This is a genomic window from Amycolatopsis lexingtonensis (assembly GCF_014873755.1).
GTDB lineage: Bacteria > Actinomycetota > Actinomycetes > Mycobacteriales > Pseudonocardiaceae > Amycolatopsis > Amycolatopsis lexingtonensis.
In genome coordinates, this window is the sequence record NZ_JADBEG010000001.1 from 6,051,255 (window position 1) to 6,077,148 (window position 25,894).

The following is a 25,894-nucleotide window of genomic DNA, read 5'->3' on the forward strand; positions in this document are numbered from 1 at the left end:
CAGTGCCTTCCCCCACCCCGCCTGAAACCCTGGAACCGGGCGAAAGGGGCACCGATGAAAGCGATCCTGGCGACCGTCGCGTCGGCCGTGCTGTTCTTCTTCGGCACTGGTCTGGACCCGCTGCCCGAACTCGCCTGGCTGGCGCCGTTGCCGATCCTCCTGCTGGCACCGCGCGTCCACGGCGGGATCGTCCTCGCAAGCGCTTTCACCGCCTACCTCGCGGGCAGCGCCGGCAGCTGGAGCTACTTCTGGCACTCCCAGTCGATCCCCCGCCCCGCCGCGCTCGCGATCCTCGTCGGGAGCGCCGTGCTGTTCGCGCTGTCCGCGGGTCTCTTCGGGCGGCTGGCCCGGCGCGGCCACGGCTTCCTGGCCGCGCTCGCCGCCCCCGCGTTGTGGACCGTCGCGCTCTACGTCGTCTCCCTGCTCAACCCCACCGGCCTCATGGGCACCTTCATGACGACACAGGCCGACCGGCCATCGATCGTGCGGATCGCCGCGATCACCGGGGGCTGGGGCGTGGAGTTCCTGGTGCTGTTCGTCCCGGCCGCCGTCGCCGCCGCGCTCACGCCCGGCCGGACGCGGTTCGTCCCCGTCGTGGCGCTGGCCGCGATCGCGGGCGGACTCGCGCTCTGGACCACCCCACCGGCGCCCGCACATTCGACGAAGGTCGCCCTCATCGCACCCGGACAGAACCGCTGGGCCATCGACGTCGCCACCCGCGACGGCCAGACCCTCGTTCAGTCCTATGTGGACCAAATCGCGAAGCTCCCGGACGGCGTCAAGACCGTCGTGCTCCCCGAGGCCGCCTTCGCAGTGGACCAGACCAGCCGCCCGAGCCTCGTCGCGGCCCTCGCCGAGGTGGCCAGAGCGAGGGACCTCGACGTAGTCACCGGCGTCCTCGACGCCACGCCGGACGGCCGTTTCAACGCCGCTCTCGCCGTGCCGCCGTCCGGTGCGCCGATCGAATACCGCAAGTGGCACAACGGGGATTCGCCGAACCTCCGGGACGGCACCGAGCTGACCCGGTTCGCCGGGACCGGCCTGATGGTGTGCATGGACGTCAACTTCGCCGACCCGAGCCGCGGCTACGGCGACGCGGGCACCGGCCTGGTCCTCATCCCGGCGTCCGACGAAGTCGCCGACGGCTGGGCCCACAGCCGCACGGCGCTGATCCGCGGCGTCGAGAACGGTTTTTCGGTGGCGTGGAGCGCGGCCCGCGGCACGCCGATGCTCGCTGACGCGCAAGGCCACGTCCTGGCCGACGCCCGCACCGGCGGGAACCCGTTCTCGGTGGTCGTCGCGGACGTCCCATTCGGCGCCGGGAAGACGCCGTACGCCCGCTTCGGCGACTGGTTCGCGTGGCTCTGCGGCCTGCTCGCGGCGGCCGGGATCGCGGCCACCGCCCGCAGGACGTCAGACCTGGAGAGCCAGCTCGTTGCGTAGCACCTTCGACCACGCCGGATCGGTGCACAGCGTGCAGCCCGGCCCGAAGAAGACGCCTCGCGCTTGCGAGTCACCCGACAGCCAATACCGGAACCACGCCGTGGTCGCGCCGCGGAAACCGCCGCCGTCGCCGGCCGCCGTGAAGTGGGTGGCCCCGGCCAGTTCGCCGTAGACCGCGGGGACGTGCGACGCGGCGTAGTAGCGCGGGATGACCAGCAGGGCCGGCACGACGATCACGTCGAACTGGCCGCCGAGGAAGAACACCGGGCCGTGCAGCGCCGGCACCGAGCCGAGCGGGCCGGGCTCGATCGGGACGGTCGTCGTGACGAGCGGGTCGGCGCCCGCCGCGATCGCCCCGCCGCCTCCCTGGGAATGCCCGGTCGCGCCGATGTGCGCGGTGTCGATCCGGCCGAAGTACCGGCTGCCCGGCCGGGCGTTCTCCGCGACGAGCGTCCGGGCGCCGGCCAGCATTTCCGCGCCGGTCCCCGAGTGACGACCGGATGCGGACCGGGCTGGTTCCAGTGCATCGGCTCCGCCAGCGCCGGCTTCGGAACAGTCACCCTCACCATCGGCCGGGAACGCCCACCCCTTGGTTGTCACTCGTCACAACAAACGGCGCTCAAGTCTGAGCGTTGTCCCAGGTGGCCTCCCCCGCACTGTGACCGATCATGAGCTGCATCACTTACTGACGGGTAGCTGGAGGCAGTGGAATGCGGGTCACCAACGGCGGTGCCAAGCGGATCCTCACGGCGGTCATCGCGGCGATCACCCTCGGCGTCGCCGCTCCGGCGGTCGCCGAAGCGGCGCCGAGCAGCGGCTGGAACGACTGGGGCTGCCGCCCGTCGGCCGCGCACCCCCAGCCCGTGGTCCTGGTGCACGGCCTCGGCGCGAACGACACCGTCAACTGGTTCTTCCACGCGCCGAAGATCGCCGCACAGGGCTACTGCGTGTTCTCGCTGACCTACGGCACCGGCATCCTCGGCCCGGGCGTCGGCGGGCTCGCGTCGATGCGCACCAGCGCCGCGCAGCTCGGCCGGTTCGTCGACCAGGTCCGGTCCGCGACCGGGGCGGCGAAGGTCGACATCGTCGGCCACTCCGAAGGCAGCACGATGCCCGCGTACTACCTCAAGTACGGCGGCGGCGCGGCCAAGGTCGCGAACTTCGTCGGCTTCGGCGCGAACTACCGCGGCACCACGCTCGGCGGCCTCGACGCGCTCGCCAAGGCCCTGCTGACCACGGTGCCCGGCCTGAGCGCGATCCTGACGACGGCGTGCGGCGCTTGCACCGAATACCTGGCGCCGTCGGCCTTCCTGGACGACCTCGCCCGCGGCGGCGTGCACGTCGTCGGTCCGGCGTACACGAGCATCGTCAGCAAGTACGACGAGGTCGTGACGCCGTACACGAGCGGGATCCTGAACGAGCCGGGCGCGACGGACATCGTGCTGCAGGACTTCTGCGCGTCCGACGCTTCGGGCCACCTGAGCCAGGCGATCGACCCGAACGTGACCGGCCTGATCCTGCACGCGCTCGACGCGAGCTACGCGCCCGCGTGCACGCCGTTCACGCTTCCGCTGTGAGCGGGTTCTGCCCGAGGTACCGCCGCCCGTTTTCGGCGGATTCCCGTACCGCCGCGAAGCCGTAGTCCACCATCGCGGCTTCGTAGGCCGCCACCGCCTCGACGACCGGAGCCCCGGCCAGCGCGGACGCCAGCACCGCACCGTCGCGCAACGCGGTGTTGGCGCCCGCGCCACCGGCCGGGCTCATCGCGTGGATCGCGTCGCCGACGAGGGTCACGCGCGAGGGGGTCCACGGCCCGATCGGCACGCTCGTGCGGATCGGCTGCGGGAACGACGCCGGGACGTCCCAGTGCTCGACCATCGCGCGGGCCAGCGGGTGCCAGCCGTCGACCAGCCCGAGCGCCACCTTCTGCAGGTCACCGGGCGTCATCGCGGCGAGTTCGGCCTCGTCGTGACCGATCACTTCCCAGCGCGCGCCCACCGAGCACGTCATGTACGGGTCGCCGTCGCGCAGCCGCAAGTCCGGCACGAGCCGCGCGCACGCGTCGGCGACCGGCTCGGGGTAGTCGACCGGCGCGAACCCGGCCATCGTCCGGTCCGGGCCGAGCATCATGGTGAACACCGCGAACATCTCCGGCTCGAACAACGCCCGCGTGGCCGGGGTCAGCGGAATCCGGCCGTAGAGGTGCACGAGCCCGGCGTCGACGACCTGGGCGTGCGGCAAGTACTGGCGCCGCACCGGGGAGTTGATCCCGTCCGCGCCGACGAGCAAACTGGCACGGGCGGAGGTGCCGTCGGCGAAGTGCGCGGTCACGCCGTCGCCGTCGGTTTCGTAGTGCGTGAACCGCTTGCCGTAGCGGACTTCCTGACCGTGCAGCAGGATCTGCCGCAGGGTGAAGCGGTTGACGTTGAGGTGGATCCCCTCGTCCGTCAGGCGGGTGACCAGCCCCAGCTGGTCGTCGTAGACGTTCGTGTGCGGCCGCGCCCGGCCCGCGGTGGCGTGGAAGAGTTCGTGCAGCCGCCGAGGCAGCACTTCACGCAACGCCGAATCGCCGACGCCGCCGATGTGCAGCCGGTACCCCTGCTTCCGCGCACCCGGCGACTCGTCGCGTTCGTAGACCTGGCAGGGGATTCCGGCCCGGCGCAGCCCCTGCGCGAGACTGAGACCGCCCAGACCGGCACCGATGATGATCACAGACACAGCTGTCCCTTCGTCGCTTCCGAGGAAGGGACGCACAGGTAAGCCTGCCGATGCCGTCCGGACTAACCCATACCGGACTGTGTCTTCGCGCGTCCTCGCCTCCGACGTTAGCGCACGCGATCTCCGGCGCGCCACACCGAATTCGTGAGCGGCACGCCCGGCCGGTACGCCAGGTGCGTCACCGAGGGCGCGTCGAGCACGTGGACGTCCGCCCGCGCGCCGGGCCGCAGCACGCCGACGTCGTCGCGGCGCAACGCCCGCGCACCGCCCGCGGTGGCCGCCCGGACGGCCTCCTCGACCGTCATCCGCAGCTGCAGCACCGCCGTCGCGACGCAGAACGCCATCGACGTCGTGTACGAGCTGCCCGGGTTGGCGTTGCTGGCCAGCGCGACCGTCGCGCCCGCGTCGAGCAGCCGCCGGGCCGGCGCCATCGCCTGCCGGGTCGACAAATCGCACGCGGGCAGCAGGGTCGCCACGGTTTCCGACGCGGCCAGCGCCTCGACGTCGGCGTCGCTCAGGTACGTGCAGTGGTCGACACTGGCCGCGCCGAGCTCCACCGCGAGCCGCACGCCGGGGCCTTCGCCGAGCTGGTTGCCGTGCACCCGCAGCCCGAGCCCACGCTCGGCGGCGGCCTTCAGGACCCGCGCCGACTGGGCTTCGTCGAACGCGCCGGTCTCGCAGAACACGTCCGCCCAGCGCACGCTTCCCGCTACGGCGTCGAGCATTTCGCCGCACACGAGATCCACATAGGACTCCGCGTCGGCGCCCGGCGGCACCAGGTGCGCGCCCAGGAACGTGACCTCGTCGGCCACTTCGGCGGCGATCCGCGCGGATCGGGCCTCGTCCGCGACGGTCAGCCCGTACCCCGTCTTGGTCTCCAGGCACGTCGTCCCCTGGCGGGCCGCTTCGTCGGCATGGCGACGCAGGTTGGCGGCGAGCTGCTCGTCGGACGCCTCCCGCGTCGCGCCGACGGTGATCGCGATTCCCCCTGCGGTGTAGGGCTTTCCCGCCATCCGCGCTTCGAATTCGGCGGTGCGGTCGCCGGCGAAGACGAGGTGCGTGTGGCTGTCGACCCAGCCCGGCAGCACCGCGCGACCCTCGACGTCGACGTGCTCGTCGGCGTCCGGCGCGCTCGACGCCGGGCCCACCCAGGCGACACGCGAGCCGTCCAGTACCAGGGCCGCGTCGGACAGCCGGCCCAGTTCGGCGTCGTTCGTGGTGAGCTCGCCGATGCCCGTGATCAGGACTGCCACAGTGCCTCGATCTCCTTAGCCAGCACGGTTTCCGGTCGTTCGATCAGCTGGTGCGCACCGTCGCGGACGACCTCGCGGTCCGCCACGACGACGTGCCGGACGTCGGCGCCGGACGCGGCGAACACCACGCCCGACGGCTCGATGCCGGCCGTTCGCACCGAATCCAGGGTCACGGTGACCAGGTCCGCGCCCGCCCCCTCGGCGAGCGCGCCGACCTCGTCCCACCCGACCGCGGCGTGGTCGGTCCCCGCTTCGAGGAGTTCCTCGGCGGTGAACCGGCCGCGTTCCTCGCTGGCCAGCCGGTCGTCCAGTTCCAGTGCGCGGGTTTCTTCGAAGGCGTCGACGACGGCGTTGCTGTCGCTGCCGATGCCCAGCCGCACCCCGGCGTCCCGCAGGGCGCGGGCCGGGCCGATGCCGTCGCCGAGGTCGCGTTCGGTGGTCGGGCAGAAACAGGCCCGCGCCCCGCCCAACAGCGCGATGTCCGACGCCGTGAGGTGGGTGGCGTGCACGGCGACCAGCCGTTCGGTCAGCACCCCGCGCTCGGCCAGCAGCTCGGTGGGGGTGCGGCCGTACGCGGCCAGGCACTGCTCGTTCTCGGCCCGCTGCTCGGAAAGGTGGATGTGCACGACTCGCGGGCTGTCCACAAGGGACAACTGGTCGGCCGGGACCGCGCGCACCGAATGGATCGCCGCGCCGACCCGGAACAGGTCGTCTTCCTCCAGCGCGGCCACCCGAGACGCCCACGCCGAGGCCGAGCCGTCGGAGAACCGCCGCTGGACCTCGTCGGGCTCGACGCCGATCCCGCCCGCCAGGTAACAGGTGTCGAGCAGCGTCAGCCGGATCCCGGCGTCGGCGGCGGCCTGCCGCAACGCCGCCCCCATCGCGTTCGGGTCCGCGTACGGCTTCCCGCCGGGCGCGTGGTGCAGGTAGTGGAACTCCCCCACGCTCGTGTACCCGCCCAGCACCATCTCGGCGTAGACCCCGCGCGCCAGCCGGTAGTAGGTGTCGGGGTCGAGCCGGGACGCGAGCGCGTACATCCGCTCGCGCCACGTCCAGAACGTGCCACGCTCGTGGTGCGTCCGCCCGCGCAGCGCTCGGTGGAAGGCGTGCGAGTGGCCATTCGCGAACCCCGGCAGCGTCAGACCTTCGAGTACGACGCCGGTCCGCGGCGACCCCGGGGTCACGGCCGTGATCCGCCCGCCGTCGACGTCGATCCGCACCGCGGAAGCGATCCCACCGGGCAGCCACGCCTGTTCGCACCAGTAGGTCATCGCGCCAGCCGCTCCAGGACGCCGGCGAGCGCTTCGGCCCCGGCTTCGACGTCGGCGGCTTCGGCGAACTCCTCCGGCGAGTGACTGATCCCGGTCGGGTTGCGCACGTAGAGCATTCCCGACGGGACGAACCCGGCGAGGATCGCCGCGTCGTGACCGGCGCCGGTGGGCAGCTCCGGCGGCCCGCCGAGCCAGCCGCCCAGGTCCCGGCGCAGGGCGTCGTCGAACACGACATCGTCCGAATAGGACTCCCGGGTGACGGTGACCCGGCAGCCTTCCTCGGCGGCCGCAGCCTCCGCCGCGCGCGTGATGTCCTCGACCAGCGCGGGCGTCACGCTTCCCGGCACCCGCGCGTCGAGCCACAGGTCCACAATGGACGCGATGACGTTGGTGCCGCCCGGTGTCGGCACGAGCCGTCCGACGGTCGCCCGCGCGTCCGGCACCGCCTTGGCCAGCCGCCGGACGGCGGTGACCGTCGCGGCGGCGGGCAGCATCGGGTCGGCCCGGTCGGCCAGGAGTGTCGCCCCGGCGTGGTTCCCCTGCCCGGCGAAGGAAAACCGCCACCTTCCGTGCGCGATCACCGTGCTGCCGACCGCGACCGGCGCACCCAGGTCGATCAGCCCGCGTCCCTGCTCGACGTGCAGCTCGAGGAACCGCCCGATCTGCCCGAGCCGCGCCGGATCGGCGCCGATCAGCTCCGGGTCGAAGCCGGACTTCGCCGCGGCCTCGGCGAACGTGACACCGTCGGCGTCCCGCAGCCCGCGCGCCTTGCCGGCGTCGATCGTGCCGGTGAGCAGCCGCGAGCCGAGGCAGGGGACGCCGAAACGGCCGCCCTCCTCCTCGGTGAACACGACGACGGCGAACGGCTTGCCCGGCCGGAAACCCCTGGCCTGTAAGGCCTCCACCGCGGCCAGCGCGCTGACGACGCCGAGCGGGCCGTCGAACGCGCCGCCGCCGGGCACCGAGTCGAGGTGGCTGCCGGTGACGACGGCGTCCGGCCCCGGCGGTCCCCACCAGGCCCAGATGTTGCCGTTGTGGTCGGTGTCGACGTCCAGCCCGAGCCCCAGCGCGCGCTCGCCGAACCACGCGCGCAGGTCCTGCTCGGGCGCGTCGAAGGCGTGCCGCGAATAGCCGCCGCGCTTCGGGTCGCGCCCGACGTCTTCGATTTCCGCGAGCAGCCCGGAAGCCGTCACGCCTGCTCCCGCATCGGCACGCGCACCCCGCGCTCGTCCGCGACCTCGTTCGCCCGGTCGTACCCGGCGTCGACGTGCCGGATGACCCCCATGCCCGGGTCGTTGGTGAGCACGCGTTCGAGCTTCTGCGCGGCCAGCTCGGTCCCGTCGGCGACGCTGACCTGCCCGGCGTGGATGGACCGGCCCATGCCGACGCCGCCGCCGTGGTGGATCGACACCCAGCTCGCGCCGGATGACGTGTTGACCAGCGCGTTCAGCAGCGGCCAGTCGGCGATCGCGTCGGAACCGTCGGCCATGCCCTCGGTCTCGCGGTACGGCGAGGCGACGCTGCCGGAGTCGAGGTGGTCGCGGCCGATGACGACCGGCGCCTTCAGCTCGCCGCTGGCGACCATCTCGTTGAACCGCAGGCCGGCCAGGTGGCGTTCGCCGTAGCCGAGCCAGCAGATCCGCGCCGGCAGTCCCTGGAAGGCCACACGTTCGCCGGCGAGCCGGATCCAGCGCGCGAGGGATTCGTTCTCCGGGAACAGTTCCAGCATCGCGCGGTCGGTCGCGGCGATGTCCTCGGGGTCGCCGGACAGCGCGGCCCAGCGGAACGGGCCGTTGCCCTCGCAGAACAACGGGCGGATGTAGGCGGGCACGAAACCGGGGAAGTCGAACGCGCGCTCGCAGCCGCCGAGCTTGGCCTCGCCGCGCAGGGAGTTGCCGTAGTCGAAGACCTCCGCACCGCGGTCCAGGAAGCCGAGCATGGCGTCGACGTGGTCGGCCATCGACTCACGCGAGCGGTCGGTGAACTCGTCGGGCTTCTTGGCCGCGTAGTCGTGCCAGTCCTCGACGCTGATCCCCTTGGGCAGGTAGGAAAGCGGGTCGTGCGCGGACGTCTGGTCAGTGACGATGTCGACCTCGACGTTGCGGCGCAACAACTCCGGCAGCACCTCGGCCGCGTTGCCGACGACGCCGACCGACAGCGGCCGCTTCTCCCGCTTCGCCTTGGTGACGCGGGCAATGGCGTCGTCGAGGTCGTCGGCGACCTCGTCGAGGTACCGGGTCTCGACGCGGCGGTGCGCGCGCTGCGGGTCGCATTCGATGACGAGCGCGACGCCGTCGTTCATGGTCACGGCGAGCGGCTGCGCGCCCCCCATGCCGCCGAGGCCCGCGGTCACGGTCAACGTTCCGCGAAGGGACCCGCCGAACTTCTTCTTCGCCACGGCGGCGAACGTTTCGTACGTGCCCTGGAGGATGCCCTGCGTGCCGATGTAGATCCACGAGCCCGCGGTCATCTGCCCGTACATCGTCAGGCCCTGCTGCTCGAGGCGGCGGAACTCCGGCCAGGTCGCCCAGTCGCCGACCAGGTTCGAGTTGGCGATGAGCACGCGCGGCGCCCACTCGTGCGTGCGGAACACGCCGACCGGCTTGCCGGACTGGACGAGCAGCGTCTCGTCGACGTCCAAAGTGGTCAGTTCGCGGGTGATGGCGTCGAAGCTGGCCCAGTTGCGGGCGGCCTTGCCGGTGCCGCCGTAGACGACCAGGTCCTCGGGCCGCTCGGCGACGTCCGGGTCGAGGTTGTTGTGGAACATCCGCAGCGCGGCTTCGGTCTGCCACGACTTGGCGGTGAGCTGGGTGCCGCGGGCGGCACGGACTACGCGGGACATCAAACCTCCAGACGGGCGGCGTCGAGGACGGCGCCGGAGCGGACGAGTTCTTCGGCGGCCGCGATCTCGGGCGCCAGGTGGCGGTCGGGACCGGGGCCGTTCACCTTGGTGCGCAGGAGATCCCGCACGCGGCCGGTGACCGGCGACGGCTCCAGCGGCGCCCGGAAGTCCAGCGCCCGGGCGGCCGTCAGCAGCTCGATGGCGAGCACGGTGGTCAGGCCGTCGACGGCCTTGCGCAGCTTCCGCGCGGCCGACCAGCCCATGGAGACGTGGTCCTCCTGCATGGCACTGCTCGGGATCGAGTCGACGGACGCGGGCACGGCGAGCCGCTTAAGCTCGCTGACCACGGCGGCCTGGGTGTACTGGGCGATCATGTGGCCGGAGTCGACGCCGGGGTCGTGCGCGAGGAACGGCGGCAGGCCGTGCGAACGCGCCTTGTCGAGCATCCGGTCGGTGCGGCGCTCGGCGATGCTGGCGACGTCGGCGATCGGGATGGCCAGGAAGTCGAGCACGTACGCGACGGGCGCGCCGTGGAAGTTGCCGTTGGACTCGACGCGGCCGTCGGCGAGCACGACGGGATTGTCCACAGCGGACATGAGCTCGCGGTCGCCGACCAGTTCGGCGTGCGCGAGGCTGTCGCGCGCGGCTCCGTGCACTTGCGGGGCGCAGCGCAGCGAATAGGCGTCCTGGACGCGGTTGCAGTCCGGGCCGCGGTGGCTCTCGACGATCTTCGACCCCTGCAGCGCCTGCCACATCCGGGCGGCGGACTTCGCCTGCCCGGGGTGCGGGCGCAGCGCCTGGAGGTCGGCGGCGAACGCGCGATCGGTGCCGAGCAGGGCTTCGACGCTCATCGCGGCGGTGAGGTCGGCGATGTCGAAGAGCTTGTGCAGATCGGCGGCGGCCAGCAGGAGCATGCCGAGCATGCCGTCGGTCCCGTTGGTGAGGGCGAGCCCCTCCTTCTCGGCGAGCACGACCGGCTCGATCCCAGCCTGCTTCAACGCCTCCGCGGCCGGCTTCAGCCGGCCGGCGTGGATCACTTCGCCCTCGCCCATCATCGCGAGCGCGACGGCGGCCAGCGGGGCGAGGTCGCCGGAGCAGCCGAGCGAGCCGTACTCGTGGACGATCGGGGTGATGTCGGCGTTGAGCAGGGCCGCAAGCGTTTGCGCGGTCCCCGGCCGGACGCCGGTGTAGCCACTGGCGAGGGTCCGCAGCCGCAGCAGCATCAGCGCGCGGACGACCTCGGGCTCGACGGCGGGCCCGGCGCCGGCGGCGTGCGAGCGGATCAGGCTGCGCTGCAGCGCGGTCCGGCTCTCCACCGGGATGTGCCGGGTGGCGAGGGCGCCGAAGCCGGTCGAGACGCCGTAGGTGGGCGTGACGGCGTGCGCGAGGTTCTCGATGTGCTGGCGGGTCGCGGCGAGGGTCTTCTCGGCCGCGTCCCCGAGCCCGACCGGCGCGTGGCCGCGGACGACGTCGACGACCTGGGCCGCGGTGAGGGGTTCGAGGCCCAGGAGCACTGTTTCCGGCATGGGCCCATTGGACATCGTCCTTCCCGCTGGTGGGATGCCCCAGGGAGTGGTTCTGTCTGGTATCCCAGACGCTAGGCTCGGGCCGTGGGCGACAGCAGCGAGGTCCCGGCACTGCGCCGCGGGCTGGCGGTGCTGCGCCTGCTCGCGACGCGCCCCGGCCCGGTGACGGCGGCGGCCATCGCGCGCGAAGCCGGCCTCCCCCGGTCGACGACGTACCATCTGCTCAACGAGCTCGAAGCCGCCGGTTTCGTCGTGCACCTGCCCGCCGAACGCCGCTACGGACTGGGCATCGCGGCGTTCGAACTCGGCTCGGCGTACCTGCGGCACGACCCCCTCGAACGGCTGGCCGGGCCGTTGCTGCGGAAGCTCGTCGACCGCGTCGGGCACACCGCGCACCTCGGCGTGCTGCACGGCAACGAGTCGCTGTACTTGATCAAGGAGCGTCCGCTCCGCCCGGAGACGCTGGTGACCGAGGTCGGCGTCCGCCTGCCGGCCCAGCTGACGGCGTCCGGCCGCGCGATCCTGCGCCACCTGCCGGCCCCGCACGTCCGCGCGCTGTTCCCCTCGGCGGCGGCGTTCGTGCACCGCACCGGCCGCGGCCCCGCCACGCTCGCCGACCTCCGCCGCACGCTGAACGCGGAGCGCCGCCTCGGCTGGTCGGTCGAAGACGGCCACGTCACGGCGGGTTTCGCCTCGGTGGCCTGCCCGGTCTTCGACCACGGCGCCCGCCCGCTGGCGGCGATCAGCGTGACCCTGCGCCACCACTGCGCGACGGACCCGTGCGAGGAGACGTGGCCGGACCTGGCGGGCGAGGTGGCGGCCACGGCGGCCGAGCTGACCACCCGCATCGGCGGCCACCCGGGCTGACGCGCTGCTGCGAACAGGGTAACTGTCACCGAACGGCTCGATTCCACTCCGTTCGGTGATTACCGTGGCTGAACAGGGGTTTCGAGGGGCGCCACCGATGGACGACGCACGCGTGACGAAGGTGGGGTTCGGCGCCGTGCTCGCCGTCGCCGAGTTCCGCGCGATGTGGACCGCCGAGCTGCTCTCGATCTGCGGTGACCAGCTCGCCCGCGTCGCGCTCGCGGTCCTCGTCTTCCAGCGCACCGGCTCCGCGGCGCTGACCGGCCTGACCTACGCCCTGACGTACGTGCCTTCGCTGCTCGGCGGCGTGCTGCTGGCCGGGGTGGGCGACCGGCGGCCGCGGCGGGACGTGATGGTCGCGGCGGACCTGGCCCGGGCCGCGCTGGTCGCCGTCATCGCGGTTCCCGGCGTCCCGCTGTGGGTGCTGTGCGCGCTGGTCGCGGTGCTGACGGCGCTGGGCGGACCGTTCAAGGCGGCGCAGCAGGCCCTGCTGCCCTCGGTGCTCGAAGGCGAGCGGTACCTGGTCGGGATGGCGCTGCGGAACGTGACGATCCAGGGCGCGCAGCTGGCCGGGTTCGCCGGCGGCGGGGTCTTGATCGCGGCGCTGACGCCGTCCACGGCTCTGGCGCTCGACGCGGTGACGTTCCTGCTCTCGGCGCTGCTGCTGGTCACGGGCGTCCGGCGGTGCGCCGCGGTCACGCAGGCGGTCCGCGCGGCGTGGCTTTCGACGACCGGCGCCGGCATCCGGCTGATCTGGCGCGACCCGGCGCTGCGGACGCTGGTGGCGCTCAACTGGCTGGCCGGGTTCTACATCGTGCCGGAGGCGCTGGCCGCCCCGTACGCGGCGGGCATCGGCGCGGGCGCGACGCTGGTGGGCCTGCTGATGGCGGCCGACCCGGCGGGCAGCGTGGTCGGCGGCGTCGTGTTCGGCAAGTGGATCCCGGAACACGTCCAGGCGCGGCTGCTCGGGTGGCTCGGGATCGCCGCGGGGCTGCCGCTGCTGCTGTTCGCCCTCCGGCCGGGGCTGGTGCTTTCGGTGCTGCTGCTGGCGACGTCCGGCCTGCTCGCGACGGGCTACAACATCCAGGGCACGGTGTCGTTCATGCGCCGGGTGCCGGACGCGCACCGCGCGCAGTGCGCGGGCGTGAACTCCGCGGGCCTGATCACCGTGCAGGGCCTCGGCGCGGCCGCGGCCGGCGCGCTGGCCGAAGTAGTGAGCCCGGCGCACACCATCGCCGTGGCCGGCGCGGCGGGTGCCGCGGTGGCCGTGCCGATCGCGAGGGCGTGGCGCCGGGCCGGGCTGGAGGGTCCATGACCTCAGTTGTCGCGTCCGCACATGGTGCGCCTCCCTTCACCACCTCGGGCCGAACCGTCTCCGTCACCGGCCGGACACCATGAGTATGCGGACTGGCGGCGGCATCCCGCGCTCCGGGCCACGCTTTCGTGACGTCCTCGTGGCACCGCGGCACTGGGCGCTGTGGCGGCAACGTCCCCGCGTGGTGGTCTACTGCCTGCTGACCGAGGTGGCCGCGGTCGCGCTGACGCTGCGCCCGTACCCGGTCGCGGTGGACCGCCGGACGCTGCTGATCCTGGCGACGTTGCTGCTCCTCGGCATCCTCCAGTCGGAGACGGGACGGCGCGTGGAACGCATCCGCCGTCGCGTGTCGGGAACCCCGCACATCAACATGACGTCGGTCTGGACGTTCGCCGGCGTCCTGCTGCTTCCCCCGCCACTGTTGGCGCTCCTGGTCGCCGGCCTCTACTCCCACCTGGCACTCCGCAGCTGGTACCGCCTGCAGCGGGTACCGGCGTCGAGAACGGCCAGCAACGCGGCCATCATCCTGCTGTCCTGCTACGCGGCCCAAGCGGTGGTCCCCGACATCCGGACGGCGATGACGCACGGCTGGGCCGGCACGTTCGCACTGGCCGCGGCGGGCGTGACGTTCTTCGTGGTGAACGCCTTGCTGGTGCTGCCGGCCAGGCAGGAAATCGGCCGCACCCCGGAAGCCCTGTTCGGCACGTGGTCGGACAACGGCCTGGAAGTGGCGACGCTGTGCCTGGGCGCGCTGAACGCGCTGGCACTGGCGACGTTGCCAGGGCTGGTCCTGCTGGTGCTGCCGCCGTTGCTGTTGCTGCACCGCACGGTTCTGGTGAAGCAGCTGGAGGTGGCGGCCCACCGCGACGAGAAAACGGGCCTGTACAACACGAGCGGCTGGCACGCCCTGGCCGAGCGAACCCTGGCCGCGGCGGCCCGCCAGCACTCGACGTTCGGCTTGCTGATGCTGGACCTGGACCACTTCAAGCAGGTGAACGACACGTACGGCCACCTGGCGGGCGACGCGGTGCTGCGCGCGGTGGCCCAGGCGATCATCTCGGCGGTCCGCGGCCGCGGCGACGCGGTGGGCCGGTTCGGCGGCGAGGAGTTCGTGGTGCTGCTCCCCGGCATCAGCGAGCCCGACATCGGCGCGGTGGCCGAGCGCATCCGCCGCGCGGTCAGCGCCCTGACCGTCCCGGTGGGACAGCTGTCGATCACGGGCCAGTCGGTCTCGATCGGCTCGGCGGTCTACCCGCAGGCGGGAACGTCACTCCAGCGCCTCCTGGACGCGGCGGACACCGCGCTGTACCACGCGAAGGCGACGGGCCGGAACAAGGTGGTCCACGTCGCGGACCTGAAGTAGCGCCTACCGCTCCCGCCACAGTCCGGCGTCAAGCCCGAGCATGTCCAGCAGCTCGGTGCACTCCCGAGCATTCGTGGAGTGCCCGGCAACGGTAACCAGAGCCCGACAGTGCTCGGCGGCGAGCCGATGGGCCTCCTCGGCCCGCAGCACCCCCATCCGGCTGTCCTCATCGTGGGCGCTCGAGCTGCCACTGTGCCGTGCCCAGGTCATCTGGCCACCTACTTCCAGCCTCGCGGGTGCGGAGCCATTGGTCGGGACCTCAGCATGACACTCACAAAGATTTCACTCGCAAGTGGCCCCTGTCACACCCATTCGCGCACGACCTATCACCGACAGCAACCAGCCCAATGGCCTGCACCGCTCGGCCCAAGAAGCTGGTCCGGCCCACCCGAACCCGGGTAAGACTGTCTGATCCTGGCTGTGCCAGGCGGGGAGGGGGAACCGGATGAGCAGCAACCCGAACGACACGTCGAACAGCCACTCCGGCGACAACAGCGAGAACGTGGTGCAAGCGGGCACCGTGAACACCCTGAACTTCTACAACACGCCCAGGACCGAGACGCCCGAAGCAGAATCGACCACTTCGACGTGGAATCCGTCCAAAGTCGCCGTAGCAACCATCGCGATCCTCGGTGGCCTGTGGTTGCTCCCGAGCCCCGAGGACGCGGACGCGATCCCCGCCGAAAGCGGAGCCCGACCAGCAGGCTCAAGCAACGAGGCAGTGCTGACGGCAGTCCAAGCCAGCCTCACCTCGTGCGCCCAGACCCCGGTCCTCCAGCCGGCGAACTGCCCCCAGAAGATCGACGACCCCACCGGCCAGGCCAACGACGTCCACTGGGCCCTCCACGGCAACCCGACCGACGGAACGTACGGTCCGATCTGGAGCAACGACCGCTTCTACGTCGCCGGCTACGCGGTCATGACGGTGACATACACAACGCCCTACCGAGTCCCCTCACCCCAAAACCTGTCGGTCGAAGCCGTCCCGTACCGAGCGGAAATCACGTGGACCGACAACAAGCCAACGGTCGTCAACCTCCGCCGCTACGACACGATCGACAACCAGCGAGTCGCGAAGAAAGACCCCGGCCTACCCCCAGTTCAAGCAACGCAAGCCCTCCGAAAAGCCTTCGACCAGTGCGTCGCAGCCAAGCAGGCCCCCATGCCCCCACAGTGCCCGCAATCATCGATGACCCAGCCCAGCGACCACGCCACCTGGACCCTGAACGGCAACCCGGTCACCAACACGAAGCAGACCTTCGACCCCACAACCGGCCTGACCCACATAACCGGCAGCTACTCGGCAACAGCGACCACCCACAACGACTTCCTGGGCATGACCTACGACTCGACGGACAACCAATCAGGCAACTACGACGCCTCACTGATAGCAACCGGCCCAACCCTGCAAGTCCTACAAATCAAAGCCACCCCCTGACCCCCACACACCCGCACCTACCCACCCACCGGACCACCAGCGGGGGCAAGGGGCGGCAGCCCCAAGAAGGGGTCCAGGGGGCGAAGCCCGCCTGGCGGGGGCCCGGGGGTTCGACCCCCGGAAAAACACCTGAGAACGAGAGAAGGCCCAGCCCCGAAGGGGCGTGGGCCTTCTCGCAGTGGAGGTGCCGGGAATTGAACCCGGGTCCTCTGGCGTATCAACAGGACTTCTCCGTGCGCAGTCCGCTACGTCTCTACTTGGCCCCCTCGGTCACACGAACAAGCCGAGGTGACGAGCCCAGCCACTGTTTGCTTCACGACAGTTCCCCGTGGCCGGGACTGCCGCTGAGCCTCCTAGCTGATGCCGGTACCCGGGCCGGAGGCGAACCCGGGCCGACAGAGACGCACTCGCTCAGGCGGCGAGGGCGTACTCGCGCTGACTGGAGTCGGCGCTTATTTGGTTGCGATGACGCTTACGGTGGTCTCTCGCCTGCACCGGCACGCTTCTCCTGAATCAACGTCCAAAGTCGAAACCGTTCACCCCCTTGGTGGGACACAACCTGTCCATCATAACGCGTCCCGCCACCGCTTTTGTTCCAGGTGGGTAGGGCCAGCCCCACCACGGGGATGCCCGCGCGCACCATGTCGGCCGGCCGGTCCGGAGGCGATCCTTGAGGCAACGAAGGGAGCCGGTCATGGTGCGCGAGAGGCGGGATCCGCCGTTCGGCGGTTCGGTGGTGTTCCTGCTGATGAACCTGCCGCTGGGGGTGGTGGCGTTCGCCTTGCTGACGTCGTTCACGGCGGCCGGCGTGGGGACCGCGGTGGTGTGGGTGGGCGTGGGCCTGCTCGCACTGCTGGTCTTGGCCGTGCGGGGGGCCGCGCGGCTGGAGCGGGCCCGGGTCTACGCGCTGCTGGACCGGTACATCGACCTGCCGTACCTGCCGTTGCCCGCCGACGGCCAGAAGGACCGGTGGAAGGCGCGGCTCAAGGACCCGTCGACCTGGCGGGACCTGACGTACTTCTTCGTCCTCTTCCCGCTCGGCCTGGTCGAATTCGTGCTGGTGACCGTCTTCTGGTCGACCAGCTTGGCGCTGGCGGGGCTGCCGGTCTACTTCCGGTGGCTGCCGGACGGCGCGTACTACTTCCCGGCGGAGGACCTGCGGTGGCTGACCGTGGACTCGACCGTGGAAGCGCTACCGTGGGCGGCGCTGGGGGTGCTGTTCATCGCGTTGTCGGTGGCGCTGACGAAGGCGCTGGCGGGACTGCACGCCCGGCTGGCGAACGCGCTGCTGGGGCCGACCGTGGCACAGCGCCGTCGGATGGAGCGCTGGTGGGAAGACGCGGAAGAGAAGAACCTGGTGGCGGGATGACCGAGGCACTGCCGGTGGAGCACCCGCGGCCGCACCCGGCTCGCACGATCGTGTACATGATCGTCAGCTTCTTCTTCCGGATCCTGCAGTTCGTGCTGATCGTGACGGGGCTGGCGGTGGGGATCGCGACGGCCGTGATCTGGGTCGGGTTCCCCATCCTGCTGGCGACGACGAGCTTCGTCCGCTGGTCGGGCGACCGCGAGCGGAGCTGGCTCCGCACGATGCTGCGGGTGCCGTTGCCGCCGGTGCAGCGGCGGCCGTACGAGGAGGGGCAGCCGCTGCTGCGCCGGTGGGTGGTGCGGCTGAGCGACCCGACGACGTGGCGTGACCTGGCGTACCTGATGGCGGCCTTCCCGCTGGCGTGCGTGGAGCTGGGGATCGCGCTGGCGTCGATCGTGCTGCTGCCGATGGCGGTCTGGGTGACGCCGTGGCTGGGCTGGCTGCACGGCGAGCTGGGGCTCGCGCTGCTGGGGCCGGACCGCACGAAGCGGCTGGAGCAGAAGGCCGAGCGGCTGCAGGCGTCACGCGCCCGCGGTGTCGACGCGGCCGAGGCCGAGCGGCGCCGCATCGAGCGTGACCTGCACGACGGCGCCCAGCAGCGGCTGGTCGCGGTCGCGATGAGCCTCGGGCGCGCGAAGTCGAAGTTCGACCACGACCCGGAGTCGGTGCGGGAGCTGATCAACGAGGCCCACGCGGACGCCAAGCTCGCCGTGTCCGAGCTGCGCGACCTCGCGCGCGGCATCTACCCGGCCGTCCTCGGCGACCGCGGGCTGGACGCCGCGCTGTCGGCGCAGGCGGCGAAGTCGCCGATCCCGGTGGACGTCCAGGTCGACGTCGAGCCGCGCCCGCCGGCGGCCGTCGAAACGACGGCGTACTTCATCGTCGGCGAGACCCTGACGAACATCGCGAAGCACTCCGGCGCGACCGAAGCGGGCGTCAAGGTGTGGCGCACCGACGAGCACGTGGTCGTCGAGATCACCGACAACGGCCACGGCGGCGCCGAGATGCGCCCCGGCGGCGGTCTGGCCGGCCTCGCCGACCGCGCCGCGACGATCGACGGCGTGATCACGGTCGTCAGCCCGGCCGGCGGCCCGACCGTGATCCGGGCTGACCTCCCCTGCCAGTGGTGAATAGGCTGGACCCCGTTCATCCACGAGCTTGGGGGCCGGATGCGGGTAGTCATCGCCGAAGACGCCGTCCTGCTGCGGGCGGGGGTCACGCGCCTGCTCGCCGACGAGGGGATCGAGACGGCCGCGGCCGTCGACAACGGCGACGACCTGCTCGGCGCGGTCAAGGAACACCGCCCTGACCTGGCAATCGTGGACGTCCGCATGCCCCCGACGTTCACCGACGAGGGCTTGCGCGCGGCGCTGGCGGCGCGCAAGGAGATCCCCGGCCTCCCGGTCCTGGTGCTCTCGCAGTACGTCGAAGAGTCGTACGCGGTGGAACTCCTCTCGGGTGGCGCCGGCGGCGTCGGCTACCTGCTGAAGGAGCGCGTCGCGGACGTCGCGGACTTCCTGGACGCGGTCCGCCGCGTCGCGAACGGCGGGACGGCGATCGACCCGGACGTCATCGCGCAGCTGATGGCCCGCGGCCGCCGCAACCCCCTGGACGCACTGACCGCCCGCGAGTCGGAGGTCCTCGGCCTGATGGCGCAGGGCCTGTCGAACACGGCGATCGCGAACTCGCTCGTCGTTTCGCACGGCGCGGTGGAGAAGCACATCGGGAACATCTTCTCGAAGCTCGGGCTCGAGGCGAGCGCGGAGGAACACCGCCGCGTCCGCGCGGTGTTGACGTACCTGGGCCGCTGAGCCGGCAGTCCTCGTCCGTCAGGCAAGGACTGTGCAGGGGGACGTCATGAGCACCGCTTCGCGCAACCACGACTGCCGGCCCGGCCGGGAGTTCCAGGACGGGATCGACCTCCCCGGCTGGGAGGAGCAGAGCGTCTGGGGCTGGGACCCGCCGACCGGAAGCTTCTTCGCCCAGCTGTGGCGCAACGGCAGCACCGGCGACGATCCCGACATCTGGCTCAGCGGCTTGGACACCGCGTACCCGTGGCCGTCCGGCATCGTGCTCGAAATCGTCGAGCGGGTACCGGAACCCCCGGCGGCGGTGGTCGCCGCGCTGGGACTGGCCGCCCCGGAACCGCGGCTGCGTGACGACGCCGAGGTCGTGGCGCTGCTCCGCTCGGCCGTGGACCGGGAAAAGACCGCTCTGCGGCGCGGCGCGATCCACGCGCTCGGGTGGGCGCAGGGCCTCGCGAAGACCACCCCGGTCCTCCGCAGCGAATGGCGTCGGCCCCGGCCGACGGCCGCTGAGGTCGAGGCCGAACACCACCTGGTCACCGGCGCGCTGCACCGGCCCGGCGGCGACCGCGACTTCCTCTCCGGCATCGACGCTTCCCTCGCGTGGCTCCTCACCCGCACGTCCGACACCTGGTTCCTCTGACACCCGCCGCGACCGTGCGGACTTACCCACACGCCGACATTCGGTGACCAAAAGCCCCGTAGGGTGGACTGAGGGTCACCCGTTCCGCGGGCGGCACCCCCAGCACCGCTCACCTACCATGAGCGGACCCGCCGACGAGAGGAGCGAGCAGATGACCGACGAAGTCCGCTTCTTCGGCGGCCCGCTCGACGGCCGCGTCCAGGAGCTCGGGGACGCCGAGCCGGTGCCCGGCACCGTGATCCGGCACATCCACCTGCACGGCGGACCGAAGATCGAGACCCGCTACGAGCTCGGGCTCACCGAGCACGGCTGGGAGTACCGCGTCGCCGCGACGCAGCACGAACCGGAGCCCGACGGGCTGAGGTAGGGAGAACCCCCGTACCCGGCGGGGGTGAACAGGACCCCCAAGACGCCGGTCAGCACCGCTGTTCCGGCACGCCGGAGCGGCCAAGCTCAACGGCATGCAAACGAGCCGGGACCGCTTCCTCGACGTCGTCCGGGCGGGGGCCATCCTCGCCGTCATCGCCCAGCACTGGGTCATGCCGGTGCTGTCCTACTCCGACGGCCACCTCGCCACCGGAAACGCACTCGCGACGCCGGGGTGGTGGGTCGTGACGTGGCTGTCCCAGGTCATGCCGCTCGTCTTCTTCGCCGGCGGCGCCGCGGGCCTGATTTCCTTCCGCCGCGCGGAATCCACGCGGACGTGGCTCGCCAGCCGGATCAAGCGGCTGATGGTCCCGGTGCTGCCGTTGCTGGCCGTCTGGCTGGTCGTCCCGGACTTCCTGCGCGGCCTCGGCGTGCCACCGCAGCCGCTGCAGGTCGGCAGCGCGATCGCCGCGCAGCTGCTGTGGTTCCTCGCCGTGTACGTGCTCGTCGTGCTGCTGACGCCGCTGATGGCCGCCGCGCACCGGCGCTGGGGGCTCAAGGTGCCGCTGGTGATGGGCGCCGCGGGCATCCTCGTCGACGTCGCGCGCTTCAACGACCTGGGCTACATCGGTTACGCCAACGCGATCTTCGTCTGGGTCGCCGTGCACCAGCTCGGGTTCCACTACGTCGAAGGCCGCCTCGGCACGCTCACCCGTCGCGGCGCCCTCACGCTCTCGGCCGCCGGGTTCGGGATCACCGCGCTGATGGTCGCGTTCGGCCCGTACCCGGCCAGCATGATCGGGATGCCCGGCGCGCCGGTGTCGAACATGAGCCCGCCGACCGTGCTGCTCGCCTTCCTCGCCGTCGGCCAGATCGGCCTGCTGCTCGCCTTCCGCCCGCAGCTCAACGCGCTCGCCGCGCGGCCGGGCATCGGCAACGCGCTGAGCTGGCTGGGCGCGCGGTTCATGAGCGTCTACCTCTGGCACATGCCGGCGCTGATCGTGGTGGCGGGAGTGACGGTGTACGGCCTCGGCTACGAAACCCCCGAGCCGGGCACACTGCTCTGGCTGGTGATGGCGCCCGCGTGGTTCGCCGTCTGCGGGCTGGTGCTGCTCGGGCTGCTGCGGCTGTTCGCGCACTTCGAGATGCAGCGCGACAACGGCGAAATCACCGCGCGCACACCGCAGCTCGTGCTCGCCGGCCTGCTGGTCTCCGGCGGCCTGCTCGGCCTGGCCGCGCACGGGTTCGCGCCGCTGTCGGACGGCATCGCGCACGGCCCGGTGCCGTGGGTGGTGCTCGCGACGGCCGGGTTCCTCTTGGCGGGCAAGCACATCCCGGTCACCGCGCTCGGCACGCGCTACCTCGGCCGCGCGGTGGACATCTCCGAGCGGGCCGCGCTCAAGCGCTGAGCAGCCGCAGCGGGGTGTCGTGCAGAACGGCTCGCAGGAACGGCTCACCCAGGCGATCGTCGGCCGCCCAGCCGGCGATCGCCTGCAGCTGCGTCGCGTAGGAGTACGGGATGTTCGGGAAGTCCGTGCCGAGCACGACGCGGTCGGCGTACTCCGCCAGCCGCGCCGTCCAGTCCGGCGGCAGCGGCGACATCGCCTCGGCGAACGGCACGCCCACCATCGTCGTGTCCAGGTGCACCCGCGGGTACTTCGCCATCAGCTCGAACGCCGTCCCGAACTCGGGCATCGCCGCGTGCGCGAGCACCGCCGTCAGCTGCGGGTGCCGCGCGAGGACCTCTTCGAAGACCGACAACCCGGTGAAGTCGCCCCGCAACGGTCCGTGTCCACAGTGGACCACGACGGGGACGCTGGCGTCGGCGAGCGCGCCCCACACCGGCTTCAGCAGGTCGTCACGTGGGTCGTACGCGCCCACCTGCACGTGCGCCTTGAACACCCGGGCGCCGGCGCGCAGCGCACCGTCCACAGCGGACCCGGCGCCGGGCTCGGGGTAGAACGTGCCGGTCGGCACGGCGTCCGGTACCCGCGCCGCGAACTCGAGCGCCCACGACGTCAGCCACTCCGCCATCCCCGGCTTGTGCGGGTACACCAGCGGCGCGAAGCGCGTCACACCGAGCGACCGCAGCGTCGCCAGACGCTCCTCTTCGGACGTCCGGTAGTGCACCGGCCACTCGGTGCCGTAGTGCGTCGATGCCTGGTCGAAGTACGCCCAGACCTTGTCCATCACCGGTTTCGGCAGGAAGTGGACGTGCAGGTCGACCAGGCCGGGGAGGCCCAGCGACGCCGTCCACCGCGCGACGTCGGCGTCGGACTCCGGGCCCGCCGTCACTCCGTGAACCGGCCCTTCAGCGCGCGGCCCATGGCCTTCCTGATGTCGCGCTCCGCGTCGCGCTTGGCGAGCGTCTGCCGCTTGTCGTAGGCCTTCTTGCCCTGTGCCAGCGCGATTTCGACCTTGACCTTGCCGTCCTTGAAGTACATCGACAGCGGCACCAGCGAGAGCCCGCTCTCCTTGGTCTTGCCGATGAGCTTCTCGATCTCGCGCCGGTGCAGCAGCAGCTTCCGGGTCCGCCGGGGCGTGTGGTTGGTCCACGTGCCCTGCGTGTACTCCGGGATGTGCACGTTGCGCAGCCACACTTCGCCGTCGTCGACCGTCGCGAACGCGTCCGCCAGGGACGCCTTGCCCTCGCGCAGGCTCTTCACCTCGGTGCCGACGAGCACGAGACCGCACTCGTAGGTGTCGAGGATGGAGTAATCGTGCCGCGCCTTGCGGTTCGACACGATCACCTTCTGGCCACGTTCCTTGGGCATACGACCACTCTACGTGATTCCGGAATCGACGAGCAGCTGGTTAAACGACTAGTGCCGGACGTACAGCCGCAGCGTGACGTAACCGGTGATGGCGGAGATCACCACGGACACCGCCAGCAGGATCGGCGCGACCGGGAACAGCAGCTCCAGCATGGTGATCTTCGGGAACACGTCGCCGGTGAACACCGAATCGAGGAAGCCGGCCTTCGTGATGATCAGCATGATGATCCCGAGGATCGCACCGACCGCGCCGGCGACCACCGCCTCCAAGAGGAACGGTAGCTGCGTGTACCACCGCGTCGCGCCGACGAGCCGCATGATGCCGACCTCGGTGCGCCGGGTGAACGCCGACACCTGGATCGTGTTGGCGATCAGCAGCAGCGCCGCGATGGCCATGATGAGCGCGGCGCCGAACGCCATGTTCCGGACGCCGTTGAAGGCGTTGAACACGCGGTCGAGGAACTTCTTCTGGTCGTCGACCTTCCGCACGCCCGGCTTGGTGGCGTACTCCTGCACGATCGAGTCGCTGCGGTCCGGGTCCTTCAGCTTCACGTGCAGCGACGCGGGCAGCGACTCGGGGCCGGTGAGTGCGATCAGCTCGGGCTGGCTCTCGAAGATCTTCTTGAACCGGTCGTAGGCCTGGTCGCGGTTCTCGAACACGACCGACTCGACGCCGTTGTTGCTCTGCAGATCCGAACGCAGCGACTGGCACAGCGCCTGGGTGCAGTTCTTGTCCGCCGCGCTGATGTCGTCGGTGAGGTAGACGGAAACCTCGACGTCGGCGAGGAAGTTGGACTTCATCTTGTCGATCGTGCGCACGGCCAGGAGGCCGCCGCCGAGCATGGCGAGCGACACGGCCGTGGTCAGGATCATCGCGATGGTCATCGTGACGTTCCGGCGCAGGCCGGTGACTACCTCACTGAAGACGAAACTGGCGCGCATGGCGGGTGCAGGTCCTTGGGGTCGGGGTCGGTGTGGGCGGGTCTCAGCGACCGATGCCGTAGACGCCGCGGGCGTCGTCGCGGATCACCCGGCCGAGCTGCAGCTCGACCACTCGGCGCCGCATGGAGTCCACGATGGAGTGATCGTGGGTCGCCATCAGGACGGTCGTGCCGGTGCGGTTGATCCGCTCCAGCAGCAGCATGATGTCCTGGCTGGTGTCGGGGTCCAGGTTCCCGGTCGGCTCGTCGGCGAGCAGCACCAGCGGGCGGTTCACGAACGCGCGCGCGATCGCGACGCGCTGCTGCTCACCACCGGAGAGCTCGTTGGGCAGCCGGTCGGCCTTCCCGTCGAGGCCGACGAGCTCGAGCACCTCGGGGACGACCTTCTTGATGGTCGGGCCGGGCTTGCCGATGACCTCGAGGGCGAACGCGACGTTCTCCGCGACGGTCTTGTTGGCCAGCAGACGGAAGTCCTGGAACACGCAGCCGATGGTCTGCCGCAGGCGGGGGACCCGGCGGCGGGCCAGCTTGGCGACGTCGAAGTTGGACACCATCACGCGGCCCTTGCTCGGCGTCTCTTCGCGCAGCAGCAGCCGGAGGAAGGTCGACTTCCCCGATCCCGAGGGACCGATGAGGAAGACGAACTCACCCTTTTCGATGTCGACGGACACCCGCTCGAGCGCGGGCCGCGTCGAGGTCTTGTAGACCTTGGAAACCTCTTCGAGCCGGATCACGATTCGGCATACTACCCACCGGTCTCGTGAAGCCCCGGTTGCCCGGTCCACCCGGGTGGAGCAGCGGGCGTTCGCGCACGGTGAGCGGTCGGCCGAACACCCGCCGCACCGATCAGGCGGCGGTCTGCTTGCGCCAGCGGATGCCGGCGTCGAGGAAGCCGTCGATGTCACCGTCGAGCACCGCGGTCGGGTTGCCGACCTCGAACTCGGTCCGCAGGTCCTTGACCATCTGGTACGGGTGCAGCACGTAGGAGCGCATCTGGTTGCCCCAGCTGGAGCCGCCGTCCTTGAGCGCGTCCATCTCCTTGCGCTCTTCCTCCTTCTTGCGCTGCAGCAGCCGCGACTGGAGGACCTTCATCGCGGCCGCCTTGTTCTGCAGCTGCGACTTCTCGTTCTGGCAGGAGACGACGATGTTCGTCGGGATGTGCGTGATGCGCACCGCGGAGTCGGTCGTGTTCACGCTCTGCCCACCGGGGCCCGACGAGCGGTAGACGTCGACCCGGATGTCCTTCTCCGGGATGTCGACGTGGTCGACCTCTTCGACCTCGGGCAGCACCTCGACGTGCGCGAACGACGTCTGGCGGCGGCTCTGGTTGTCGAACGGCGAGATCCGGACGAGCCGGTGGGTGCCCTGCTCGACCGAGAGGGTGCCGTAGACGTAGGGGGCGCTGACCTTGAACGTCGCCGACTTGATGCCCGCCTCTTCGGCGTAGGAGATGTCGTAGACGTCGGTCGGGTAGCCGTGGCGCTCCGCCCAGCGCAGGTACATGCGGAGCAGCATCTCGGCGAAGTCGGCCGCGTCGACGCCACCGGCCTCGGAGCGGATGGTGACGACGGCGTTGCGGTCGTCGTACTCGCCCGAAAGCAGCGTGCGGACCTCGAGGCCGTCGATGGACTTGCCGAGGTCGGCGAGCTCGGTCTCGGCCTCGCCCATGCTGCCGGCGTCACCCTCGGCCTCGGCGAGCTCGTACAGCACACCCAGGTCGTCGAGCCGCTGGCGCAGGTCGGAGACGCGCCTCAGCTCGCCCTGCCGGTGGGACAGCTGACTCGTGACCTTCTGAGCCGCCTCCGGGTCGTCCCAGAGGGTGGGGCTCGAGGCCTGCTGCTCCAGGTCGGCCACCTGGGCACGCAGCGCATCCAGGTCCATCACCGACTCGATCTGCGTCAGCTTGCCGGTCAGGTCCTTCAGTGCCGCGTCGAACTCATCACTCACGTTTGTCAAGGTT

At 71.2% G+C, this 25,894-nt stretch carries 24 protein-coding genes and 1 other RNA gene; 12 read left to right on the forward strand and 13 right to left on the reverse strand.

The window, feature by feature from the left end; all coding sequences use genetic code 11:
• The first annotated feature begins 54 nt into the window (after positions 1-54).
• On the forward strand, positions 55-1,443 hold the full coding sequence (locus H4696_RS27235; RefSeq protein ID WP_086863934.1) for an acyltransferase: 1,389 nt from the start codon (positions 55-57) through the stop codon (positions 1,441-1,443).
• Here the strand turns inward: H4696_RS27235 and H4696_RS27240 are convergent.
• On the reverse strand, positions 1,414-1,914 hold the full coding sequence (locus H4696_RS27240; RefSeq protein ID WP_225955819.1) for a poly(ethylene terephthalate) hydrolase family protein: 501 nt from the start codon (positions 1,912-1,914) through the stop codon (positions 1,414-1,416). The two genes, H4696_RS27235 and H4696_RS27240, sit on opposite strands and share 30 nt — an antisense overlap.
• 239 nt (positions 1,915-2,153) lie before the next feature.
• Here H4696_RS27240 and H4696_RS27245 point away from each other — a divergent pair, with 239 nt between their 5' ends.
• Entirely contained in the window at positions 2,154-3,020 is an 867-nt protein-coding gene (locus tag H4696_RS27245; RefSeq protein WP_086863933.1) for an esterase/lipase family protein, read from the forward strand.
• On the opposite strand, the gene H4696_RS51315 is transcribed toward H4696_RS27245, so the two are convergent.
• The 6 genes from H4696_RS51315 to hutH all read right to left on the reverse strand — a co-directional run bounded on the left by H4696_RS51315 (position 3,004) and on the right by hutH (position 11,053).
• On the reverse strand, positions 3,004-4,161 hold the full coding sequence (locus H4696_RS51315; protein ID WP_249027177.1) for an FAD-dependent oxidoreductase: 1,158 nt from the start codon (positions 4,159-4,161) through the stop codon (positions 3,004-3,006). The two genes, H4696_RS27245 and H4696_RS51315, sit on opposite strands and share 17 nt — an antisense overlap.
• A gap of 107 nt (positions 4,162-4,268) precedes the next feature.
• On the reverse strand, positions 4,269-5,414 hold the full coding sequence (gene hutI, locus H4696_RS27255; RefSeq protein WP_192782566.1) for an imidazolonepropionase: 1,146 nt from the start codon (positions 5,412-5,414) through the stop codon (positions 4,269-4,271).
• The gene (locus H4696_RS27260) at positions 5,402-6,685 is read right to left on the reverse strand and encodes a formimidoylglutamate deiminase (RefSeq protein WP_086864451.1); all 1,284 of its coding nucleotides are present in this window, start codon (positions 6,683-6,685) and stop codon (positions 5,402-5,404) included. Before H4696_RS27260 ends, hutI begins: the two co-directional genes overlap by 13 nt.
• Positions 6,682-7,878, reverse strand: a complete 1,197-nt coding sequence (locus H4696_RS27265; protein ID WP_086864450.1) for an allantoate amidohydrolase — start codon at positions 7,876-7,878, stop codon at positions 6,682-6,684. The genes H4696_RS27260 and H4696_RS27265 overlap by 4 nt, the downstream gene beginning before the upstream one ends.
• Entirely contained in the window at positions 7,875-9,527 is a 1,653-nt protein-coding gene (gene hutU, locus H4696_RS27270; protein WP_086864449.1) for a urocanate hydratase, read from the reverse strand. The genes H4696_RS27265 and hutU overlap by 4 nt, the downstream gene beginning before the upstream one ends.
• Positions 9,527-11,053 carry a histidine ammonia-lyase gene (hutH, locus tag H4696_RS27275; RefSeq protein WP_086864448.1) on the reverse strand — a complete coding sequence of 509 codons (1,527 nt, stop codon included), beginning with the start codon at positions 11,051-11,053 and terminating at the stop codon, positions 9,527-9,529. Before hutH ends, hutU begins: the two co-directional genes overlap by 1 nt.
• Before the next feature lie 84 nt (positions 11,054-11,137).
• Between hutH and H4696_RS27280 the strand changes: the two genes are divergently transcribed.
• From H4696_RS27280 to H4696_RS27295, 4 genes are all read left to right on the forward strand, one after another.
• Positions 11,138-11,920 (forward strand): IclR family transcriptional regulator, encoded by a 783-nt coding sequence (locus H4696_RS27280; protein ID WP_086864447.1) that lies wholly within the window; start codon positions 11,138-11,140, stop codon positions 11,918-11,920.
• Between the two features lie 97 nt (positions 11,921-12,017).
• Entirely contained in the window at positions 12,018-13,235 is a 1,218-nt protein-coding gene (locus H4696_RS27285; RefSeq protein WP_169735166.1) for an MFS transporter, read from the forward strand.
• A 139-nt stretch (positions 13,236-13,374) separates the two neighbouring features.
• Entirely contained in the window at positions 13,375-14,598 is a 1,224-nt protein-coding gene (locus tag H4696_RS27290) for a GGDEF domain-containing protein (RefSeq protein ID WP_086864446.1), read from the forward strand.
• Positions 14,599-15,043: 445 nt separating this feature from the next.
• Positions 15,044-16,036: a hypothetical protein gene (locus H4696_RS27295; RefSeq protein WP_086864444.1), complete on the forward strand. Its 993-nt coding sequence runs from the start codon at positions 15,044-15,046 to the stop codon at positions 16,034-16,036.
• A gap of 176 nt (positions 16,037-16,212) precedes the next feature.
• On the opposite strand, the gene ssrA is transcribed toward H4696_RS27295, so the two are convergent.
• Positions 16,213-16,580, reverse strand: a transfer-messenger RNA (tmRNA) gene (gene ssrA, locus H4696_RS27300).
• A gap of 150 nt (positions 16,581-16,730) precedes the next feature.
• Here ssrA and H4696_RS27305 point away from each other — a divergent pair.
• The 6 genes from H4696_RS27305 to H4696_RS27330 all read left to right on the forward strand — a co-directional run bounded on the left by H4696_RS27305 (position 16,731) and on the right by H4696_RS27330 (position 21,628).
• A complete protein-coding gene (locus tag H4696_RS27305) occupies positions 16,731-17,405 on the forward strand; it encodes a sensor domain-containing protein (protein WP_086864787.1) in 675 nt (224 codons plus the stop codon).
• On the forward strand, positions 17,402-18,535 hold the full coding sequence (locus tag H4696_RS27310) for a sensor histidine kinase (RefSeq protein WP_086864788.1): 1,134 nt from the start codon (positions 17,402-17,404) through the stop codon (positions 18,533-18,535). Before H4696_RS27305 ends, H4696_RS27310 begins: the two co-directional genes overlap by 4 nt.
• Before the next feature lie 39 nt (positions 18,536-18,574).
• The gene (locus H4696_RS27315; protein ID WP_086864789.1) at positions 18,575-19,216 is read left to right on the forward strand and encodes a response regulator transcription factor; all 642 of its coding nucleotides are present in this window, start codon (positions 18,575-18,577) and stop codon (positions 19,214-19,216) included.
• A 46-nt stretch (positions 19,217-19,262) separates the two neighbouring features.
• Complete coding sequence (locus H4696_RS27320) at positions 19,263-19,853, forward strand: hypothetical protein (RefSeq protein WP_086864790.1); 591 nt, start codon at positions 19,263-19,265, stop codon at positions 19,851-19,853.
• Positions 19,854-20,004: 151 nt separating this feature from the next.
• Complete coding sequence (locus H4696_RS27325; RefSeq protein WP_086864791.1) at positions 20,005-20,220, forward strand: hypothetical protein; 216 nt, start codon at positions 20,005-20,007, stop codon at positions 20,218-20,220.
• Positions 20,221-20,314: 94 nt separating this feature from the next.
• Positions 20,315-21,628 (forward strand): acyltransferase family protein, encoded by a 1,314-nt coding sequence (locus H4696_RS27330; protein ID WP_192782567.1) that lies wholly within the window; start codon positions 20,315-20,317, stop codon positions 21,626-21,628.
• Here H4696_RS27330 and H4696_RS27335 read toward each other — a convergent pair.
• The 5 genes from H4696_RS27335 to prfB form a co-directional block, all read right to left on the reverse strand.
• Positions 21,618-22,514 carry an amidohydrolase family protein gene (locus H4696_RS27335; RefSeq protein WP_086858963.1) on the reverse strand — a complete coding sequence of 299 codons (897 nt, stop codon included), beginning with the start codon at positions 22,512-22,514 and terminating at the stop codon, positions 21,618-21,620. The two genes, H4696_RS27330 and H4696_RS27335, sit on opposite strands and share 11 nt — an antisense overlap.
• Complete coding sequence (smpB, locus tag H4696_RS27340) at positions 22,511-22,993, reverse strand: SsrA-binding protein SmpB (RefSeq protein WP_086849338.1); 483 nt, start codon at positions 22,991-22,993, stop codon at positions 22,511-22,513. The genes H4696_RS27335 and smpB overlap by 4 nt, the downstream gene beginning before the upstream one ends.
• A 48-nt stretch (positions 22,994-23,041) precedes the next feature.
• A complete protein-coding gene (gene ftsX / locus H4696_RS27345; RefSeq protein WP_086858964.1) occupies positions 23,042-23,935 on the reverse strand; it encodes a permease-like cell division protein FtsX in 894 nt (297 codons plus the stop codon).
• A 43-nt stretch (positions 23,936-23,978) separates the two neighbouring features.
• Complete coding sequence (ftsE, locus tag H4696_RS27350; RefSeq protein ID WP_003082104.1) at positions 23,979-24,668, reverse strand: cell division ATP-binding protein FtsE; 690 nt, start codon at positions 24,666-24,668, stop codon at positions 23,979-23,981.
• Between the two features lie 112 nt (positions 24,669-24,780).
• Entirely contained in the window at positions 24,781-25,881 is a 1,101-nt protein-coding gene (gene prfB, locus H4696_RS27355; protein WP_143265039.1) for a peptide chain release factor 2, read from the reverse strand.
• Positions 25,882-25,894 lie beyond the last annotated feature (13 nt).

Bases quoted from the DNA above. Each gene is read 5' to 3' on its own strand.
- H4696_RS27245 (WP_086863933.1), top strand. From the start codon at position 2,154: ATGCGGGTCACCAACGGCGGTGCCAAGCGGATCCTCACGGCGGTCATC.
- smpB (WP_086849338.1), bottom strand. From the start codon at position 22,993: ATGCCCAAGGAACGTGGCCAGAAGGTGATCGTGTCGAACCGCAAGGCG.
- hutH (WP_086864448.1), bottom strand. From the start codon at position 11,053: ATGCCGGAAACAGTGCTCCTGGGCCTCGAACCCCTCACCGCGGCCCAG.
- H4696_RS27285 (WP_169735166.1), top strand. From the start codon at position 12,018: ATGGACGACGCACGCGTGACGAAGGTGGGGTTCGGCGCCGTGCTCGCC.
- H4696_RS27260 (WP_086864451.1), bottom strand. From the start codon at position 6,685: ATGACCTACTGGTGCGAACAGGCGTGGCTGCCCGGTGGGATCGCTTCC.
- H4696_RS27310 (WP_086864788.1), top strand. From the start codon at position 17,402: ATGACCGAGGCACTGCCGGTGGAGCACCCGCGGCCGCACCCGGCTCGC.
- H4696_RS27295 (WP_086864444.1), top strand. From the start codon at position 15,044: ATGAGCAGCAACCCGAACGACACGTCGAACAGCCACTCCGGCGACAAC.
- hutU (WP_086864449.1), bottom strand. From the start codon at position 9,527: ATGTCCCGCGTAGTCCGTGCCGCCCGCGGCACCCAGCTCACCGCCAAG.
- H4696_RS27240 (WP_225955819.1), bottom strand. From the start codon at position 1,914: ATGCTGGCCGGCGCCCGGACGCTCGTCGCGGAGAACGCCCGGCCGGGC.
- H4696_RS27235 (WP_086863934.1), top strand. From the start codon at position 55: ATGAAAGCGATCCTGGCGACCGTCGCGTCGGCCGTGCTGTTCTTCTTC.
- H4696_RS27330 (WP_192782567.1), top strand. From the start codon at position 20,315: ATGCAAACGAGCCGGGACCGCTTCCTCGACGTCGTCCGGGCGGGGGCC.
- H4696_RS27325 (WP_086864791.1), top strand. From the start codon at position 20,005: ATGACCGACGAAGTCCGCTTCTTCGGCGGCCCGCTCGACGGCCGCGTC.
- H4696_RS27305 (WP_086864787.1), top strand. From the start codon at position 16,731: ATGGTGCGCGAGAGGCGGGATCCGCCGTTCGGCGGTTCGGTGGTGTTC.
- ftsX (WP_086858964.1), bottom strand. From the start codon at position 23,935: ATGCGCGCCAGTTTCGTCTTCAGTGAGGTAGTCACCGGCCTGCGCCGG.
- H4696_RS27315 (WP_086864789.1), top strand. From the start codon at position 18,575: ATGCGGGTAGTCATCGCCGAAGACGCCGTCCTGCTGCGGGCGGGGGTC.
- H4696_RS27320 (WP_086864790.1), top strand. From the start codon at position 19,263: ATGAGCACCGCTTCGCGCAACCACGACTGCCGGCCCGGCCGGGAGTTC.